16 protein-coding genes are annotated in these 17,473 nt (G+C 64.5%); 5 read left to right on the top strand and 11 right to left on the bottom strand.

Annotated features, from left to right (window positions below):
* Positions 1–125: 125 nt before the first annotated feature.
* Complete coding sequence (locus tag GGD61_RS35720) at positions 126–575, top strand: PEGA domain-containing protein (protein ID WP_092257699.1); 450 nt, start codon at positions 126–128, stop codon at positions 573–575.
* A 75-nt stretch (positions 576–650) separates the two neighbouring features.
* Here GGD61_RS35720 and clpA read toward each other — a convergent pair whose 3' ends face one another.
* Both clpA and clpS read right to left on the bottom strand, forming a co-directional pair.
* Positions 651–3,059 (bottom strand): ATP-dependent Clp protease ATP-binding subunit ClpA, encoded by a 2,409-nt coding sequence (gene clpA / locus GGD61_RS35715; RefSeq protein ID WP_092257702.1) that lies wholly within the window; start codon positions 3,057–3,059, stop codon positions 651–653.
* Between the two features lie 282 nt (positions 3,060–3,341).
* On the bottom strand, positions 3,342–3,674 hold the full coding sequence (clpS, locus tag GGD61_RS35710; protein WP_026202494.1) for an ATP-dependent Clp protease adapter ClpS: 333 nt from the start codon (positions 3,672–3,674) through the stop codon (positions 3,342–3,344).
* A gap of 483 nt (positions 3,675–4,157) precedes the next feature.
* Here clpS and GGD61_RS35705 point away from each other — a divergent pair, with 483 nt between their 5' ends.
* On the top strand, positions 4,158–5,519 hold the full coding sequence (locus tag GGD61_RS35705) for a TadE/TadG family type IV pilus assembly protein (RefSeq protein WP_092257705.1): 1,362 nt from the start codon (positions 4,158–4,160) through the stop codon (positions 5,517–5,519).
* Between the two features lie 74 nt (positions 5,520–5,593).
* Here GGD61_RS35705 and GGD61_RS35700 read toward each other — a convergent pair whose 3' ends face one another.
* Positions 5,594–5,932 carry a phasin family protein gene (locus GGD61_RS35700; RefSeq protein WP_028143975.1) on the bottom strand — a complete coding sequence of 113 codons (339 nt, stop codon included), beginning with the start codon at positions 5,930–5,932 and terminating at the stop codon, positions 5,594–5,596.
* A gap of 389 nt (positions 5,933–6,321) precedes the next feature.
* On the opposite strand from GGD61_RS35700, the gene GGD61_RS35695 reads away from it, so the two are divergent.
* Complete coding sequence (locus GGD61_RS35695; protein WP_092257708.1) at positions 6,322–8,160, top strand: D-alanyl-D-alanine carboxypeptidase; 1,839 nt, start codon at positions 6,322–6,324, stop codon at positions 8,158–8,160.
* A 219-nt stretch (positions 8,161–8,379) separates the two neighbouring features.
* Here the strand turns inward: GGD61_RS35695 and GGD61_RS35690 are convergent, their stop codons facing one another.
* The 4 genes from GGD61_RS35690 to GGD61_RS35675 all read right to left on the bottom strand — a co-directional run bounded on the left by GGD61_RS35690 (position 8,380) and on the right by GGD61_RS35675 (position 12,193).
* Positions 8,380–9,108 (bottom strand): DnaJ domain-containing protein, encoded by a 729-nt coding sequence (locus GGD61_RS35690; protein ID WP_018321151.1) that lies wholly within the window; start codon positions 9,106–9,108, stop codon positions 8,380–8,382.
* Between the two features lie 64 nt (positions 9,109–9,172).
* Positions 9,173–9,922, bottom strand: coding sequence for a hypothetical protein (locus tag GGD61_RS35685; protein WP_092257711.1), 750 nt, complete (start codon positions 9,920–9,922; stop codon positions 9,173–9,175).
* Positions 9,923–10,055: 133 nt separating this feature from the next.
* Entirely contained in the window at positions 10,056–10,916 is an 861-nt protein-coding gene (locus GGD61_RS35680; protein WP_018321153.1) for an alpha/beta fold hydrolase, read from the bottom strand.
* A 353-nt stretch (positions 10,917–11,269) separates the two neighbouring features.
* Positions 11,270–12,193 carry a division plane positioning ATPase MipZ gene (locus GGD61_RS35675; protein ID WP_183232093.1) on the bottom strand — a complete coding sequence of 308 codons (924 nt, stop codon included), beginning with the start codon at positions 12,191–12,193 and terminating at the stop codon, positions 11,270–11,272.
* Positions 12,194–12,472: 279 nt separating this feature from the next.
* Between GGD61_RS35675 and panC the strand changes: the two genes are divergently transcribed.
* Entirely contained in the window at positions 12,473–13,324 is an 852-nt protein-coding gene (gene panC, locus GGD61_RS35670; RefSeq protein WP_092257714.1) for a pantoate--beta-alanine ligase, read from the top strand.
* Here panC and GGD61_RS35665 read toward each other — a convergent pair.
* The 4 genes from GGD61_RS35665 to GGD61_RS35650 form a co-directional block, all read right to left on the bottom strand.
* Entirely contained in the window at positions 13,321–13,761 is a 441-nt protein-coding gene (locus GGD61_RS35665) for a DUF1489 family protein (RefSeq protein ID WP_092257717.1), read from the bottom strand. The genes panC and GGD61_RS35665 overlap by 4 nt on opposite strands.
* A 42-nt stretch (positions 13,762–13,803) precedes the next feature.
* A complete protein-coding gene (locus GGD61_RS35660; RefSeq protein ID WP_092257720.1) occupies positions 13,804–14,793 on the bottom strand; it encodes a hypothetical protein in 990 nt (329 codons plus the stop codon).
* Between the two features lie 159 nt (positions 14,794–14,952).
* Positions 14,953–15,156: a hypothetical protein gene (locus GGD61_RS35655; protein WP_018321158.1), complete on the bottom strand. Its 204-nt coding sequence runs from the start codon at positions 15,154–15,156 to the stop codon at positions 14,953–14,955.
* Between the two features lie 306 nt (positions 15,157–15,462).
* Positions 15,463–16,125: a glutathione S-transferase family protein gene (locus tag GGD61_RS35650; RefSeq protein WP_092257723.1), complete on the bottom strand. Its 663-nt coding sequence runs from the start codon at positions 16,123–16,125 to the stop codon at positions 15,463–15,465.
* A gap of 122 nt (positions 16,126–16,247) precedes the next feature.
* Here GGD61_RS35650 and GGD61_RS35645 point away from each other — a divergent pair, with 122 nt between their 5' ends.
* Positions 16,248–16,964, top strand: coding sequence for a DUF599 domain-containing protein (locus GGD61_RS35645; protein WP_018321160.1), 717 nt, complete (start codon positions 16,248–16,250; stop codon positions 16,962–16,964).
* The last annotated feature ends 509 nt before the right edge of the window (positions 16,965–17,473 follow it).

Here is a 17,473-nt window from a genome sequence, read left to right as displayed (position 1 = left end):
GCCCCACGTCCAGGTACCGGCCATTCCCGTGCACAACCCCTGCGTGGCTTAACTATCCGGACCAATGACCTATTGCCCTCGCGCTCCGGTTGCGCTTGATTGGCGCGGGGAATAAGGGGCACTTCATGCGTTCATTGGGAATTGTGGCGCTCAGCGTCATGCTGGGCGGCTGCGCGTCTGTGACGCGCGGCACGACCGAAAACATCAGTATCTCTTCGACACCGTCAGGCGTGGAAGCCGTCGTCAGCGGAATGGAAGTTCCGACCACCTGCACGACGCCCTGCTCCGTGGTCGTCAAGCGGAATGCCGACATTTCGATCACCTTCCAGAAGGAAGGCTACGAGCCGCAGATCGTGCCGCTCAGCCGGGACGTACAGACATCAGGGGCCGCGGGCTTCGCCGGCAATCTCCTGCTCGGCGGCGTGGTCGGCATGGGCGTCGATGCCGCAACGGGGGCGGCCACCGATCACAAGCCCAATCCGGTCATCGTGACGATGCAGCCGTCGGTTCGCGCACGGCCGGCCGCGCCGAAGAAGCCACGGCCGCCTGCGGCCGCACCCGAAGCCGGAACGTAGGGGCTCTCACCCCCAGCCACAGAAACAAAAAGGCCGGCTTTTCAGCCGGCCTTTTCAATTCTCATGGCGTGCCGATCAAGCCTTGACCAGCGGGCCCTTGGAGGTCGGCCCCTTCGAGCCGCCGGGGCCGCCCGGCTTGGACTTGCCCGGCGGGCGCTTGCGGGTGCCCGGGAGCTTCTCCTGCTTCGGCGTGACCGGCCCCTCGACGTATTCGAAGCCGATCTTGTCCTTGGTCTCGTCAGCCTCGTCCTTGACCAGGATGACGCGAACATGGCCGCCGCCCTTCAGCTTGCCGAACAGCACCTCGTCAGCCAACGGCTTCTTGATGTGTTCCTGGATCACGCGGGCCATGGGACGTGCGCCCATCTGCTCGTCGTAACCATGCTGGACCAGCCAGGCCTTGGCGGGCTCGGACAGCTCGATGGTGACGTCGCGGTCGCCGAGCTGGGCTTCGAGCTGAAGCACGAACTTCTCGACCACGGTGCCGATCACCTCGACGCTGAGATGGCCGAACGAGACGATGGCATCGAGACGGTTGCGGAATTCCGGCGCGAACTGCCGGTTGATCGCCTCGTGGTCGTCGCCTTCCCGCTTCGAGCGCGTGAAGCCGAACGCCTGCTTGGCGAGATCGGAAGCCCCCGCGTTCGTGGTCATGATCAGGATCACGTTGCGGAAATTGACCTGCTTGCCGTTGTGGTCGGTGAGCCGGCCGTGATCCATGATCTGGAGCAGCACGTTGTAGAGATCGGGATGCGCCTTCTCGATTTCGTCGAGCAGCACCACGCAATGCGGATGCTGGTCGACGCCGTCGGTGAGCAAGCCGCCCTGGTCGAAGCCGACATAGCCGGGAGGCGCACCAATCAGGCGCGATACGGTGTGCCGCTCCATATATTCGGACATGTCGAAGCGCAACAGCTCGACGCCGAGGCTTGCCGCCAGCTGCTTTGCAACCTCGGTCTTGCCGACGCCGGTCGGACCCGAGAACAGGTAGCAGCCGATCGGCTTCTCCGGCTCGCGCAGGCCGGCACGCGCCAGCTTGATCGATGCCGCGAGCGACTCGATCGCCTTGTCCTGGCCGAACACGGTGCGCTTCAGCGTCTGCTCGAGATGCTTGAGCACCTCGGCATCGTCCTTCGACACGCTCTTCGGCGGAATCCGCGCCATTGAGGCGATCGTGGTCTCGATCTCCTTGATGCCGATGGTCTTCTTGCGCTTGTTCTCGGCCACCAGCATCTGCGCCGCACCGGACTCGTCGATCACGTCGATCGCCTTGTCCGGCAGCTTGCGGTCGTGGATGTAGCGCGAGGAGAGCTGAACCGCGGCCTCGATCGCCTCGTTGGTGTACTTCAGCCGGTGGTAGTCCTCGAAGTACGGCTTGAGACCCTTGAGGATCGCGATCGCGTCCTCGACCGTCGGCTCGTTGATGTCGATCTTCTGGAAGCGCCGCACCAGCGCGCGGTCCTTCTCGAAGTGCTGACGGTATTCCTTGTAGGTGGTCGAGCCCATGCAGCGGATGGTGCCCGAGGCCAGCGCCGGCTTGAGCAGGTTCGAGGCATCCATCGCCCCGCCCGACGTCGCGCCCGCACCGATCACGGTGTGGATCTCGTCGATGAACAGGATGGCGTTGGGATGCGCCTCGAGCTCCTTCAGCACTTGCTTCAGGCGCTCTTCGAAGTCGCCGCGATAGCGCGTGCCCGCGAGCAGCGTGCCCATGTCGAGCGAGAACACGGTGGCAGCCGCCAGAACTTCCGGCACCTCGCTGTCCACGATGCGCTTGGCGAGGCCCTCCGCGATCGCGGTCTTGCCGACGCCGGCTTCGCCGACGAACAGCGGGTTGTTCTTCTGCCGGCGGCACAGCACCTGGATCGCACGGTTGATCTCGGAGTTGCGTCCGATCACCGGGTCGATCTTGCCGTCGCGCGCCTTCTTGTTGAGGTTGACGCAATAGGTCTCGAGCGCCTCGCCCTTCTTCTTGGCGTCCTCGGCACCCTTGGTCTCGGTCTCCTCGTCGACGCCGCGCACCGGCCGCGCCTCGGAGACGCCAGGCCGCTTGGCAATGCCGTGGCTGATGTAGTTGACCGCGTCATAGCGCGTCATGTCCTGCTCCTGCAGGAAATACGCGGCGTGGCTCTCGCGCTCGGCGAAGATCGCGATCAGCACGTTGGCGCCGGTCACCTCTTCACGACCGGAGGATTGCACGTGAATCACGGCGCGCTGGATCACGCGCTGGAAGCCGGCGGTCGGCTTGGCGTCGTCGGCGCCATCGGTGACCAGATTCTCGAACTCGGTCTCAAGATAATTAACCAGGCTCGTGCGGAGCTTGTCGAGATCGACACTACAGGCGCGCATGACGGCGGCTGCATCGGAGTCGTCGATCAGGGAGAGCAACAGATGCTCGAGCGTCGCGTACTGGTGATGACGTTCGTTTGCGATCGCCAGTGCACGATGCAGGGATTGTTCAAGGCTTTGGGAAAAAGTCGGCATTCGCGTCCTCTATGGCCCCCACCATCATGGTCGTGATCGCCCGGTCAGGCAACAACAACCTTTGTCACATATAGTTATACAAGACCGCCGCGAAAGACCGGTTCCGCGACTCCGGCAGCGACACACCCGCGGTATTTTCGATGCAAAACCCGTTCCGATTTGGGCAGACTACCCATTTGGGCAGGGTTGACGCCGGCGCCGAAGTTCACCGGATCATGCAGCAAGTTGTGCTGCCATCACACGCCACGCGAACAGAACCACGCTAAGGAACGCGACCGGCGACTATTTCTTTTCCATCACGCATTGCAGCGGATGCTGGTGCTTGCGGGCGAAATCCATCACCTGCGTCACCTTGGTCTCCGCGATCTCGTAAGTGAACACGCCGCACTCCCCGATGCCATGATGGTGGACGTGCAGCATGATCTTGGTCGCGGCCTCGATGTCCTTGTTGAAGAACTTCTCCAGCACGTGGACGACGAACTCCATCGGCGTGTAGTCGTCGTTCAGGATCAGCACGCGGTAGAGGTTCGGCCGTTTGGTCTTGGGCTTGACCTTGGTAATGACCGAAGTGTTCGGACCCGAGGGGTTGCCCGAACGGTTCTCGTCATTGCTCATGCGAGGAGCGTAGGCAGCGGCTGGCGCGGACAGGTCGAGTCTGGAAGTCAATTGCGGCATGGCTCAGGCGTTCAAATTCCCCATGGAAGCGAATGGCAGTCGCCGCGCGACCCCGCCCTTCGGAGCCTGGCGCAGGCGCGCCGCCTTGTTGGATCGCCGCTCCCGACAATCCGGTCCAAGCCGGATCGTTCGCCAGCAATATGGGCCTGCCCCCGGCCCGCCGCAAGCGTGCAAAGGTCCGGCCGATGCGGCCACAGCAGTCCCGATTCCCGGTCCGGGCGATCGGGAGCAAGGTTAAACAATCCGGACCGATTTGACAAAAATTTCGCCCCCGCGCGTTTAGAACATGTTGACCAGGAACCCCGGCTGTTAACCCGGCTGCGGCGGTTTCACGCGGGTCGCTCCGGTTTTCTACGGTCCAATTTACCTGCCGTTCAATGGCGTGGCGCGAAATCGGGCAAAACACAGATTTCGGGGATTGTCATGTCTCGCCCGCCCCTCGTCAGCCGCCTTGGTCGACTATTCGCCCGCTTTGCAGCGGCCGAGCAAGGCAATATCGCCGTGATCTTCGCCATCGCGCTGGTCCCGGTGCTGAGCTTCGTCGGTGCCGCGATCGATTATAGCCGCGCCGCCCAGGCCCGCGCCTCCATGCAGTCGGCCCTCGACTCCACCGCGCTGATGCTCTCCAGGGACCTGTCGGCCGGCACGATCACGACGTCGCAGATCAGCAGCAAGGCGCAAACCTATTTCAATGCCCTGTTCACCAACACCACGACCCTGCCATCGGTCACCGTTGGGGCCACTTATACCGCAAGCACCAGCATCGGCTCGACTATCCAACTCACCGGAACCGGCACCTACACGACCAGCTTCATGAAGATCGCCGGCTTCCCGACACTCGGCATCGACACCACCTCCACCAGCGCCTGGGGCCTGACGCGCATGCGCGTGGCCCTGGTGCTCGACGTCACGGGATCGATGGCCGACGACGGTAAGATGCCGGCCATGCAGACGGCCGCGAAGAACCTGGTCGACCAGCTCAGCACGCTCGCCAAGACCAACGGCGACGTCTACATCTCGGTGGTTCCGTTTTCCAAGGACGTCAACGTCGGCAGCAGCAACTATGACAAATCCTGGATCGACTGGAGCGACTGGGAAGCGGTGAATGGCAGCTGCAGCGACAATTGGTACAAGCAACAGTCGGGCTGCGTCAGCGCGGGCAAGACGTGGACGCCGAAGAACCACAACAAATGGACGGGATGCGTCACCGACCGCGATCAGGACTACGACACCAAGAATACGACTCCGGTTATCAGCAACTCGTCGACGCTGTTCCCGGCGGAGCAGTATTCGTACTGCAATTCCAGCAATTCGGCCTACATCCAACCGATCATGCCGCTGAGCTACGACTGGTCCGCGCTCAAGACGTTGATCGGCAATCTGGTCCCGACCGGCAACACCAACCAGGGCATCGGCCTCGCCTGGGGCTGGATGACGCTCTCGACCGGCGATCCCATGAACGCGCCGGCCAAGGACACCAACTACACCTACAAGGACGCGATCGTCCTGCTCTCCGACGGCATGAACACGCAGAACCGCTGGTACAGCGACTCCTCGCAGATCGACGCGCGGGAGAAGAAGCTGTGCGACAATGCCAAGGCCCAGCCCAACAACATCACGATCTACACGGTGCAGGTGAACACCGGCACTGATCCGACCTCGAGCGTGCTGCAATATTGCGCCAGCAGCGCCGACAAGTTCTATCTCGTCACGTCGGCCAGCCAGACCGTTTCGGTGTTCAAGGACATCGGCACCTCGCTGTCGAAGCTGCGTGTGGCGCGCTGACGGATCGAGCGCGTGCAAACAAAAAGCCCGGCTGGTTCAGCCGGGCTTTTCGATTCCAGGACGTCCTGAAAAATTTACTGAGCCGCCGGGGTGAACTTCGACACGATGGTCTCGACCGGCTTGAACGCCTGCTTGGCGAGGTCGCTGTAGAGGCCGGCGATCTTCTGCGATTCCGCAACGAAGGTCTCGTAGGAGGAACGCGCGAAATCGGTCTGCGCTTCCATGGCCTTGTCCAGCGATTTCACGCCGGAAAGCTTCTCGACGAAGGACTTGGTGTCTTCGAACGACTTCTTCGTATAGTCGCCATAGGCGCTGGCGATCGCCTGGAGGCCGTGCTGCACCGAGGTCGCGGAGGCGACGTACTGCTCGAAGTGCTCTTTCCCGTAGTTCTGAAAGTCTTCAACCTTGAACATTTCGGAATCCTTTTCCCTGGCTCTCGTCGGGAAGCCCCGGCTCCCTGACTCTGCCCACAATTAGTGCAACGCACAAAAAAGTCAAGAATCTTTGTGCGACGCACAAATTTAGACTCACTTCGCGGAGATTCCCGGGGTTTCCCGCAAGGGTTCTTTAAGCATTTGGAAACCGCGGGCCCCTACCCTGATTCCCTGGACGTGTTCAGCTTCCGCAGACGGTCAAAAGCCGTTTGAGACCATCACCTTAGCCAGAATAGCGGTTCAGGCCCAACGTCCCCCGCGGCGAACACCAGCGGAGGGACAGCCTGAGCAGGTAATGATCCCGGGTCCAATGGGCACAATTTCGCCTCACGAGCCGGTGATCAGTTGAGAAACGGGGACGGGGTTCCATGCTTCGTAAAAACTTGTCTTCCTCGCGCTTGGCGCGGGTTGGCGTTTTCGGGCTTCTTACGGTCACCACCGCGGTCATCTTCACCACCGATGCCGCCGAGGCGCGGCGTCATCGCCGCCATTACGCGCACCACCGGGTGCAGCGCGATGTGTCCGAGAGCTCCAGCCCGAAATTCGCGTCCATCATCGTCGACGGCAATTCCGGCGCGGTGCTTCAGTCGAACGCCCCGGACGGCATCCGTCACCCCGCCTCGCTCACCAAGATCATGACGCTCTATCTGCTGTTCGAGCGTCTCGAGTCCGGCAAGATGAAGCTCGACACCGAGATGCCGGTGTCCCAGCACGCCGCCGATCAGGATCCGACCAAGCTGAATTTGCGTGCCGGCCAGACCATCCGCGTCGAGGACGCGATCAAGGGTCTCGTCACCCGCTCCGCCAACGACGCCGCGGTGGTGATCGCGGAAGCGATCGCCGGCGACGAGGACGACTTCGCCCAGATGATGACGCGCAAGGCGCGCTCGCTCGGCATGTCCAAGACGGTGTACCGCAACGCCAACGGCCTTCCCAACGACGAGCAGGTCACGACCGCGCGCGACCAGGCTACGCTCGGCCGCGCCATCCAGGAGCGCTTCCCGCGCTACTATCGCTATTTCGCGACCGCGACCTTCAACTGGCGCGGACAGTCGATCCGCAACCACAATCACCTGCTCGGCAATGTCGAGGGCGTTGACGGCATCAAGACCGGCTACACCCGCGCCTCCGGCTTCAATCTCGTGACCTCGATGCGCCGCGGCAACCGTCATTTGATCGGTGTCGTGCTCGGCGGCCGCAGCGGCGGCTCGCGCGATGCGATCATGCGCAACCTGCTCGCGGAGAATCTTGAGAAGGGCGCGACCACCCACACCGTCGCCGCGGTCACGGAGCGCAACGGCGCTGACGCCAGCACCGAGGTCGCCGATGCGTCGCCTATCCCGGCCCGCGCTGTTCCGCAAGTTCAGGCCGCTTCTGCCCCTGCTCCTGAAGCCGCTCCGTCGCGTCTGGCCGCACGCCTGTCGACGCTCGCGGCTGCGACTGCCGCGGTGCCGCCGACGCAGCCCAGGTCCGAAGCCAAGCCTGAAGTTCGGCCGACGGAATCCAAGATCGAGCCGGCGCCGCTCACCAATGGCGTGATCTCGAGCCAGCCGCTCTCGATCATCCCCGGCTCGTCCGAGCCGATGAAGCCGGTTCGGGTCAAGACGGTTCAGGTCAAGGCCGGCGCCGTGAAAGTCGCCTCCGCTGCCCCTGCTCAGGTCGCACCGCCGGTCACCAACGCCATTTCGTCCCGTTCCGACGTCGCGGAAACCTCCACCGCCGTCGTCGCCCGGGCCGATCTCATCAACAAGCCCGAGGTCGTCAGCCAGCCGGAAGCGCCGAAGGCCGAGGTGGCGCGCACCGAGCTGCCGCGGCAGCCGGCGGGCTTCGGCACCGGCAACGGCATCCTCGGGGTGCTGCCGGCCGCAACGGCTGCCGCGCCCACCCCGGCCGCTCCGAAGCTCGCCTCCGCCGATCCGATGCCGGTCCAGATGAGCGCCACCACCAAGCCGGTCGTCACCCACAGCGGCTGGATCGTCCAGGTCGGCGCGCTCGAGAGCGAGAACGAAGCCCAGCAGCGCATCGACGCCGCGCGCAGCTCGGCCCGCGGCCTGCTCAGCAAGGCCGATCCGTTCACCGAGGTCGTCGCCAAGGACAATCGCAAGCTCTATCGCGCCCGCTTCGCCGGGCTCGAGCGCGACCAGGCCGAAGCCGTCTGCCGTACCCTGAAGCGTGCCGACATCTCCTGCATCACCGTCCGCAACTGATCTTTCGCAACGCTCCGATCAAAATGCCCGCGCTGTGCCGCGGGCATTTTTGTTTTTGGCGGGTCTCGATGCCAGTTCCGCGACAACTTCTCGTCAAGGATTTACGGTTAAAACTTTACTCAAGAGATCAACCACGCCGACAATGGCGGGTGTCAGGGCGACGGCAGACAGAGCAAGCGGAGCTCACGCGGTACGGGCGTTTGTAGCGTGGTGCCGGAGTTAGCCGTTATGCGTACGAAGCAGAGTATCCTTGGCCTCGTTTACACGGGCAGCGAGGTAGTTCGACCCCCCCTGGTCGGGATGGAGTTTCTTCATCAGGGTCTTGTGGGCCCGGCTGATGTCGTCACGCCCCGCCCCCGGCTGCAAGCCAAGGATCTGATAGGCCTCCTCCGCCGTCATTTTGCCGCTCGCCGCCGTTCGGCGCTGCCCCCCTGCCGCATCGCTCTGCGCGTTCTGACGCCAGGCGGGAAACCGGCGGTCCAGATAGCTTTCAAGTAAGGCCACGCTCTCGGCGTCGAATGTCGGGACCATGGCCAGCAGGCTAGCGAGATCGAACTCGCCGAGATCGCGCCCGGCGTGAGGCCCGGCGACGATCTGCCCGCCGAGCTGGCCAGAGCCGTGGTCGAGCCGCATATCCAGGAATTGCGAGCGCACGCGTGAGGACTGCCCTGACGCCGGCGCAGCACCACCGCCGCCGAACAGCCCGCCGACATTGCCGAAGCCGGCGTTTGCCAGCGGTGTCCAGCCCAGCAGGCCAGCGCCAAAAATCCCGAGCGGGATCGCCACCACCAGTTCGCCCCGCAAGCCCGTGAAGGCTGCGACCGCCAGCGCCACCACGCCGCCACCGAACCTGATGGCCCTCGCCAGCACCGCTGGGTTGGCGGCTCGGAACATCTGGAGCAGCAGATAAAGCGTGATAACAGCGACAGCGCCGGCGATCAGGGTCATGACCGGAATATAGTCGCCCTCGCGGCAAAATGCATGGCATACGCCTCGCCGCGATGCTTGAGCGCTATTTCATCTGGCCGATCAGCCTGGCCGCGCCGCTCGCGGTCTGCGCCAGTTTCAACAGGGCCTCGCGACCGCCGGCGGCATAGGCCGCAGCGGCCCGCAGCAGTTCGCGCAGTTGCGCCGCCGCGCCCGGATCGAAGCGGCACCAGGCACCGCCGGTCAACCGCGCGATCTCGCGAAAGGCCTGCTCGGCGACGGCATCATGACCTTCCTGAAACACGAACACGGGCACTTTGAGCATGCCGAGCTCGCCGGCCTTGGCGCAGAGCTCGTCGACCTTCTCCTCCATGGCATCGCCGACGAAGACGACGGCGCGCACGCCCGATGCGACCGCTTCGCGCCGCGCCTCGGTCAGCACCTTGCCGATCTGGGTGTCGCCGCCGCGGCAATCGATCTTGCTCATCAACGCCGCAAGCCTGGTGCTGTCGGAGATCCACCCCGTGGCGCGGCACTCGTTGAAGCCGCGATAATAGACCAGGCGGATGTCGAGACTGCCGAGCGCGGCGGTCTCGCGAAACATGTCGGCCTGCAGCGCGCAGGCCATGTCCCAGGTCGGCTGCCGGCTCATGGTCGCATCCAGCGCGAAGATCAGCCGCCCCTTCGCGCCCGGCCCATGCGGTGACATCGCCTGCGCCTTGGCAACGAAGGCGGCGATGTCTTCCGCAGTCGACGTTCCGGCCTGCGGCACCGCGCGGCCTGCCTGCGCCGAGACGGCATCGCCGCTGCGCGGTTTGATGGGTTCGCCCGACATGCCTTGACCCTGCGTGGGCAGCTAATGTGGTTAGCGCAAGCTGCCCGGTCAATGTGCAAAGCCCCCGCCGGCAGAGGCTGGCGGGGGCTTTGCAGATCGTGACTGACGATGAGGGACCGTCAGGGAGAAGACGTCAGCTCTTGGCAGGCCCCATCAAGGCGACCGGACCGGGCTCGAGGATGTTGGGAGGCGAGGATTGCGTGTCGACCGGCGCGATCTCGCTGTCGGTCGCGCTCAGGAATTTGTCGAGCATGCCCTGGATCGAGTTCTTGGCGACGTCCGGACCGGTGTCGCGCATGTCGTTGTGCTGGAATTCCGTCTTCACGACCTGGATACCCGCCTTCTCGCATTCCTCGTCCGTCGGGATCACGCCCGCATCGGCCTTGAACTGCGGATCGGTGGAGCGGAACGACAGGATCTTGAACTTGCCGGCGGTGACGAAGGGCACGCGCAGATTGTCGAGCGTGACGACCTTCTTGACTTCATCCGGATACTGCTTGGCGAAATACATGGTGATGTCGCCGCCCATGGAATGGCCGACCATGGTGACCTTGTCGTAGTCGGCGTTGGGCTGAAGCTTCCTCATTTCCTGCACGGCGAGATGGATGTTGGCGACACCGCGCAGGATCTGCGGCAGCCGGCCGACATAGAGCTCGCCGGGCTTGGTCACCATCGGAGGATCGGTCGGCAAGTCGTGCTGCGGGCTCAGGACCATGTAGCCGCGCGCAGCGAAGATGTTGGCGAGGAAGCCGTACTCGGTGTTCTTGACGGTGTTGCCGTGATTGATCACCGCGACCGGCAGCGTGATCATGCCGGCATTGGCCTGCATTTCCTTGTCGCGACGCACCGCGATGTCGACGGGCACCGGGCGATTGTCGCGCGAGGCGTCGTAGAAGGTAATGGTCTCGTGCTTGATCGCCCACTTGCTCGCCGTGAAATAGGCGATGCCGCAGAGAGCACTGACCGAAACCAGAACGGCAATTCCACGCTTCATTTTCGTCCTCAGCCTCAGGCTCTTGCGGCCTGAATCCCTGTTGAAAATCGTGTTCTTCCGGGGCTCTTCGGCCCCTTGTCGCCTATTCGCTAATATATGTCACAGGCGCGTGACAGGAAGGCCAAATATTGTGAACCGACAGCCCTTTCATTGTGCGCCGCACACGTTTTATGGGCATCCCGTCCTCGCCAGGCTACGTCAAGGTGTACTTCACCATCCGACGCAACCGGTCTCAATTGGGTTCAATTTCACGGTCAACGTAAGGTGAAAACGGCGAAACGCGGCCGCAGTTCCCTGGAGAGCCCGGCCCTCAGATCGATCGGATCGATCGGAAGTAGTGGCATACCGCCGGCTCAGGCGCCGAGGATGTCGTGGACCTCGAGCGGCTTGTCGACCTGGTTGAACCACTCGGCCCGGTTGGCGGCGCGGCGGCGGCCGCGCTCGTCCAGCGGCAGCTTGAGCTGGCGGAGCAGGCTCGTCACCTCCTCCCGTGCGGTGAGATGGCCGAGATTGGGGCGCATGCCGAGCGTGGCCTCGTCGATCTCGTCGAGCGCGGTCAGGCCGCGCGGGAAAAATTCGCGATAGACGACGCGTTCGGCGAAGCCGTCGACGTAGCGGAAGCCGAGCCGCAGCGACAGATCCTTCAACCCCTCGGCGACGAGCTGCTTGTTGCGCGAGCCGAGCATCGACAGGCGGTTGCGCACGACGATCCAGTCGGTGGTCGAGCCGTCGAGCTGGCGGCGCTTGCGCCTGACGTCGCGCACCATCTCGGCGTAATGGCTCTCGCCCGTCACCGCGTAGTTGGCGGGATCGACGGTGCCGAGCACGTCGAAATCGAGGAAGCTGTCGTTGATCGGCGTGACAAGGGTGTCGGCCATCGAGTGCGCCAGCCGCATCAGATAGCTGTCGGTGCCCGGCGTATCGATGACGATGAAGTCGAAGCTGCTCTCGACTGCCGAGACCGCCTCCATGAACTGCTGGAACTCGGAATTCTCGTTCTCGGCGATCTGCATGGTCTCGCCGAGCTTGATACAGCGATGCACCGGCAGTTCGAGGTCGAGCTTGGTGCGGCGCGCCCAGGCAGAGCGGTTGCCGATGTAGCGGGTGAAGCTCTGCTGACGGCAGTCGAGGTCGATGGTAGCGACGCGCTGGCCCGCCTTCAGGAGCGCAACCGCGATGTGCACGGCGGTGGTCGACTTGCCGGAACCGCCCTTCTCGTTGCCGAGCACGACTACATGCGCCGAGCCGGATTGGCCTTGGCTAGCCTGCACAAGCATGGCGATCCTCAACACCCCTGATGAATATCTTCGAGTTGGCCGCGTCTGCGGTCAAGTGAAATGCGTGACAGGTAATGCAAATCGTATTGCGCCGTTCTTCATGAATCGCGGCGTCGTCTTTCGTCTGTGATCCAGCCATAATGTCGCGACATCGCGCGCGCCTTGCGCGGGATGCTGTGCCGCATCCGGATGCATGGCGTCCACGATCGCCGCTTGTTAAGGTTAGTCGCCCCTGGCGCCAGGTCATGCCGGGCCGATTCCCAACCCTGTCGAGTCCTGATGTCAGCAAGCCCCTTGATCGCCCGCACGGTCCCAACCTTGCGCCGCGCCGTCGACAATCTCCGCAAGCGAAAAGCCACGATCGCGCTGGTCCCGACCATGGGGGCCCTCCATGACGGGCATGTGTCTCTCGTCCGCCTCGCCAAGCGGCGCGCCAGCCGCGTCATGGTTTCGATCTTCGTCAACCCGACCCAGTTCGCCCCGACCGAGGATTTCGGTGCCTATCCGCGCACCTGGAAGGCCGACATCGCCAAGCTCGCGGCCGAGGATGTCGATATCGTCTGGCACCCCGGCGTCGCGGCGATGTATCCGGAGGGCTTTGCCACCCGCATCATGCCGGAGGGACCGGCGCTCGCCGGCCTCGAGGACCGCTTCCGCCCGCATTTCTTCGGCGGCGTCGCCACCGTGGTCGGCAAACTGTTCACGCAGTGCCGGCCGGACTTTGCGATCTTCGGCGAAAAGGACTTTCAGCAGTTGCGGGTGGTGACGCAGATGGCGCGCGACCTCGACCTCGGCGTCAAGGTCGTCGGCTCCCGCACCGTGCGCGAGCGCGACGGGCTCGCGATGTCCTCGCGCAACGTCTATCTGTCGCCCGAGGAGCGGCAGACCGCCCCCATCCTCTACCGTGCCATGAAGGACAGCGCCGGCCGCATCCGTGCCGGCGAAGCCGTTGCGTCGGCCATGAAGCGTGGCGCCGCGACGATCGAGGCGGCCGGCTTTGCGCTCGACTATTACGAAGCGCGCCATGCCGAGACGCTGGCGCCCCTCACCTCGCGCAAGGACGGCCCGTTGCGAATCCTGGTCGCCGCCAAGCTCGGCAACACCCGGCTGATCGACAATGTCGCGGTTTAGAGCAGCCCGAGATCGCGCAACTCGCGCCGCATCGGCTCCGGCATCGCCGCGATCGAGCCGGCGGCGGACTTGCCGAGATCGGGCGGCACGGAATCGTCGGTGAGATAGCGCCAGCCCTGGAACGGGCGCATCGGCCGCGGCGACACCGAGACCACCTTCGGCTGCATCACGATCCGGCAGCGGCCGATGCCGTCCTTGTCGCGGAACGGCTCGATGCCGATGATCTTTTCCCGCGCGGCGATCTCGCCCTTGATCACCCAATAGAGCGACCCGCCCGAGAGGATCTCGGCATCGCGCTTGGGGACCATGCGGGTGATGTGGATGTGACGTTGCGGCAGACCCTTCTTCTTGGCGGTCTGCATCCGTTCGGCGATCCACTCCTTCAATTCCTTGACGGAGTCGCAACCGACGGCGAGCTTGATCAGATGTAGCGGCATGCCCAAGCATTAGCCGGGCAGCACCGCATTTGGAATGCCGATCTACTCGTTATCCGCAGCCGCGGGCGCGGCCGCCGAGGCTGGCGGCGGAGCGAGCGGAACCGGTGCTGCCGCGGGAGCACGCGCAGCCTTCGGGGCCGGCGGCTTCTTCGCGGCCGGTGGTGCGGCGGCCTGTGCCGACGTCGCGGCGGGCGCGCGCGGTGCCGGCGCTGCGTTCGCGGCGGCGGGCGCCGCCTGGCGCGTCGTCGCCGTGGGCTCCGGATTCATGATGCTGACTGGCGGCGTCGACGAGGCGCTCGGGAACTCAGCGCTGGTCGGCTTGCCCGTCGGCATCGCGGGCGGCAGCCCGGCAAGCGCGGCCGTGGCCGGCATCCCCTGCGCCGTTGCAGGCGCGTTCCAGGTTGGCGCGTAGCGCGCGACCAGCATGTCGTAGAGATGGGCGTCCATGTTGGCGGCAACCCGCTGCTGGTCGGTCAGCGAGCGGAACGCGGCGCAGTCGAACTGCGTGCAGCCGTCGCGCACGACCAGCACCTGCGCGACGAGGCCGTAGCGATCGTGCTCCAGCGCCTTGCGCAGCACCTTCATGTCCGTCGTGAGGCTCTTCTCGGCGGTCGCGGCATCACCGAGCGCGGTCAGCCGGTCGATTCGGGCCGCGGTGTAGGAGACGGCGGCAGCCGCGGCATCCGGCGAGCCGAACAGCGCCTTCTCGCAGCCAATGGCGACCGCATCGCCGGCGAGATCGTCGAGACAGGACAGCGCCGGCAGGCTCGCGATGACGGCACCTTGCGCGCGCACTTCGGTCGGAGCGTCCTGCCCCGCCGGTCCATAGACGCGCACGGTGGCAGCTCCGGCGATCGCGATGGACAGCAGCGTGATCACGGTCAGCGCGCCGTTGGCGACCGACCTATCGGCGCGCAGCAGCGTGATCAGCAGGATCAATCCGAAGAATCCGGCAGCCGCCAGCGTCATCCACATCGGAAAGGCCGGCGAGCGCCAGATTTGGTCGAGCGAAGTGGCCCATGCCCAGTTCATGCGCGACGTCCCCTCACGCGAGCAGAGAACGAATGGTCAAGCGAGCACCGCGAGTCGGCAACTGCCCCCCAGGCCCACCTTGCGAAGGTGAAGCGGGCCTTTTGACGGCGGCAGGACACAATTCCGCAGAGGGCGCGAATGCGCGGGGAGCGTCGGTCTTCAGGAGAGCGCGAGCTGGCTTTCCTTGGCGACACGTTCGAAAGCTTCGGTCGAGCTCTTGATCCGGTACTGGCAGTCGTCGCCGTCGGTCGGCAGCAGGCGGATGACCTCGTACGAGCCGCTGGCAGCAGGGCGCGCGACGTTGCTGGCCGTGAACAATACGCGCGTTCCAATCGGGAATTTGTGCTTCAACACCCTCTCCATCACTCAAACAACGCCTGCCTCGCCCATGGTCCCACTGCGACGGCCGGCCAGAAACCCAGGCGCTGTATAGCACGCGACCTGCCGTTTTGGCCAGCGCCATGCCACCATGGCAAGCGCGTAAATCCTGCAGTCTTTTCAGAATGATAGGGATGGAACCGGCCGGTCGATGATACCGCCGGGGCCGCATGTTCAGGCGGCATGTCGCAGGGCCGGTCGCAGCCCGAATGGCATATGGCGCCAGTCAATGTCCGTAAAGTGAGCGCCGCCGGCCGGCACACAGCCAGCGGCCTCGTTCGGACCGACCGGTCAGGCATCCTCGAACTTCGCGATGACAAGGGTTTCGGCCAGCCCGTCGCGGGTCCATTCCTGGAACGCCGGCAGCGCCATCATCGTCTCCATGTAGGCCTTGGTGTCCGGCGCGACGTCGATCGCGTAGGTGCGCAGGCGATGCACCACCGGCGCGTACATCGCATCGGCCGCGCCGAAGCGGCCGAACAGGAACGGACCCTTGGCACCATAGCGCGTGCGGCATTCGCGCCAGATCTCCTCGATGCGCGCGACGTTGGCCTTGGCGTCGGCCGACAGCGTCACGGGGCGGATCGGCCGATGCAGGTTCATGCCGCATTCGTTGCGCAGCGCCACGAAGCCGGAATGCATCTCGGCGCACACCGATCGGGCATGCGCGCGCGCGGCGACGTCGTCGGGCCACAGCTTCACTTCCGGATACCGCTCGGCGATGTATTCGATGATGGCGAGCGAATCCCACACCGTGACGTCGCCGTCGACCAGCACCGGCACCTTGCCGGCGCGACTGAAGGACAGGATCTGCTCCTTGTCCGCGGGATTGTCGGTGTAGAGCGGGATCAGCGTCTCCACGAACGGAATGTCGTTGGCGCGAAGCGCGAGCCAAGGCCGCATCGACCATGACGAGTAGTTCTTGTTGCCGATCGCGAGTTTCAGCGCAGCCATGTCATCAGTCCTTCCCGAGACGCGTTGAAGCGAGCCGCTTTTAACGCCATCGCGTGCCGCCAATCAATCGTTGCCGCATCCTACCATGCGTGGCAATCGTGGCGGCTTGCGAGGAGAGAGAGATGAGCAGGCATTGGGTCGACATCACCGCGGTCGGCTTCTTCATCATCGAATGGCTGGTCTATGCCCTGACGCTGGAGCATTCGGCCTACGGCCGCGACAGCTTGTCGGCACGCATGAACCGCTATCGCGAGGTCTGGGTGCGCCGGCTGCTCGACCGCGAGACGCGTATGGTCGACATGCAGATCATGGCCTCGCTGCAGAACGGAACCGCTTTCTTCGCCTCCACCAGCCTGATCGCGCTCGGCGGCGCACTGGCGCTGCTGCATGCCACCAACGACGCCATCACGATTCTGAGCAAGCTGCCGATCGACCTCAGCACGTCGCCGGCGATGTGGGAGCTGAAATGCGTCGGCCTCGTGCTGATCTGCGTCTACGCCTTCTTCAAATTCGCCTGGTCCTATCGCCTGTTCAACTATGTCGCGATCCTGTTCGGCGGCATGCCCCCGGCCGAGCGGCGCGACACGCCGGAGGCGGAAGCCCATGTCATCCGTACCACGCGCCTGTTCGAATCCGCCGGCCGCCATTTCAACCGCGGCCAGCGCGCCTTCTTCTTCGCGCTCGGCTATCTCGGCTGGTTCGTCAGCCCCTGGCTGCTGTTCGTGACCACGGCTGCGGTGGTGGTCGTGACCTGGCGCCGGCAATTCGCATCGAGCGCATGGGCGGCGATGGCACCGGAGGTGGTGGATGGCGCGGAGAGGATGAAGCGCGGTCATTGAGGCACGTGTCCCGGACAAGCTGCAACGCGCAAGCGTTGCGGCGCAGAGCCGGGACCCAGGGCAACACGGCGCGATGCGGATGGACGGCCCGGCTCTGCAGTGCACCGTCGAACCGGACGATGCTTCGCATCGCCGGGGACGCTGCGCTGCGTCCGGGGCACAAGAGCGGATTGTGGCGCATGCTCTTTCCACGTCTTCATTGCGATGCTCCAGTGCATATCCCAGCGGCGGTGCCGTAGGGTGGGCAAAGGCGCACTTGCGCCGTGCCCACGATCTCCGTCCATAAGCGACAAGGCGTGGGCACGCTGCGCTTTGCCCACCCTACGAGATCTGGTTTGTGGCACGTAGCTCAGCTCGCAGACACGCCTCTTCGGCCTCGCGGCGCAATTCGCCCGAGCTTTGCTTGGTCTCGCAACCCTCTCATCCAAGAGGGCGCAGGGAAGGCCGGGTGCTGGCTCGCACCCGCGGTCCGCTGCGCGAAAAGCACGCGCAGAAAGAACCGCACAGCA

Source organism: Bradyrhizobium sp. SBR1B (assembly GCF_014198205.1).
GTDB lineage: Bacteria > Pseudomonadota > Alphaproteobacteria > Rhizobiales > Xanthobacteraceae > Bradyrhizobium.
Note: the sequence above shows the minus strand (reverse complement) of the source record. Positions and strands in the feature narration are given on the sequence as shown.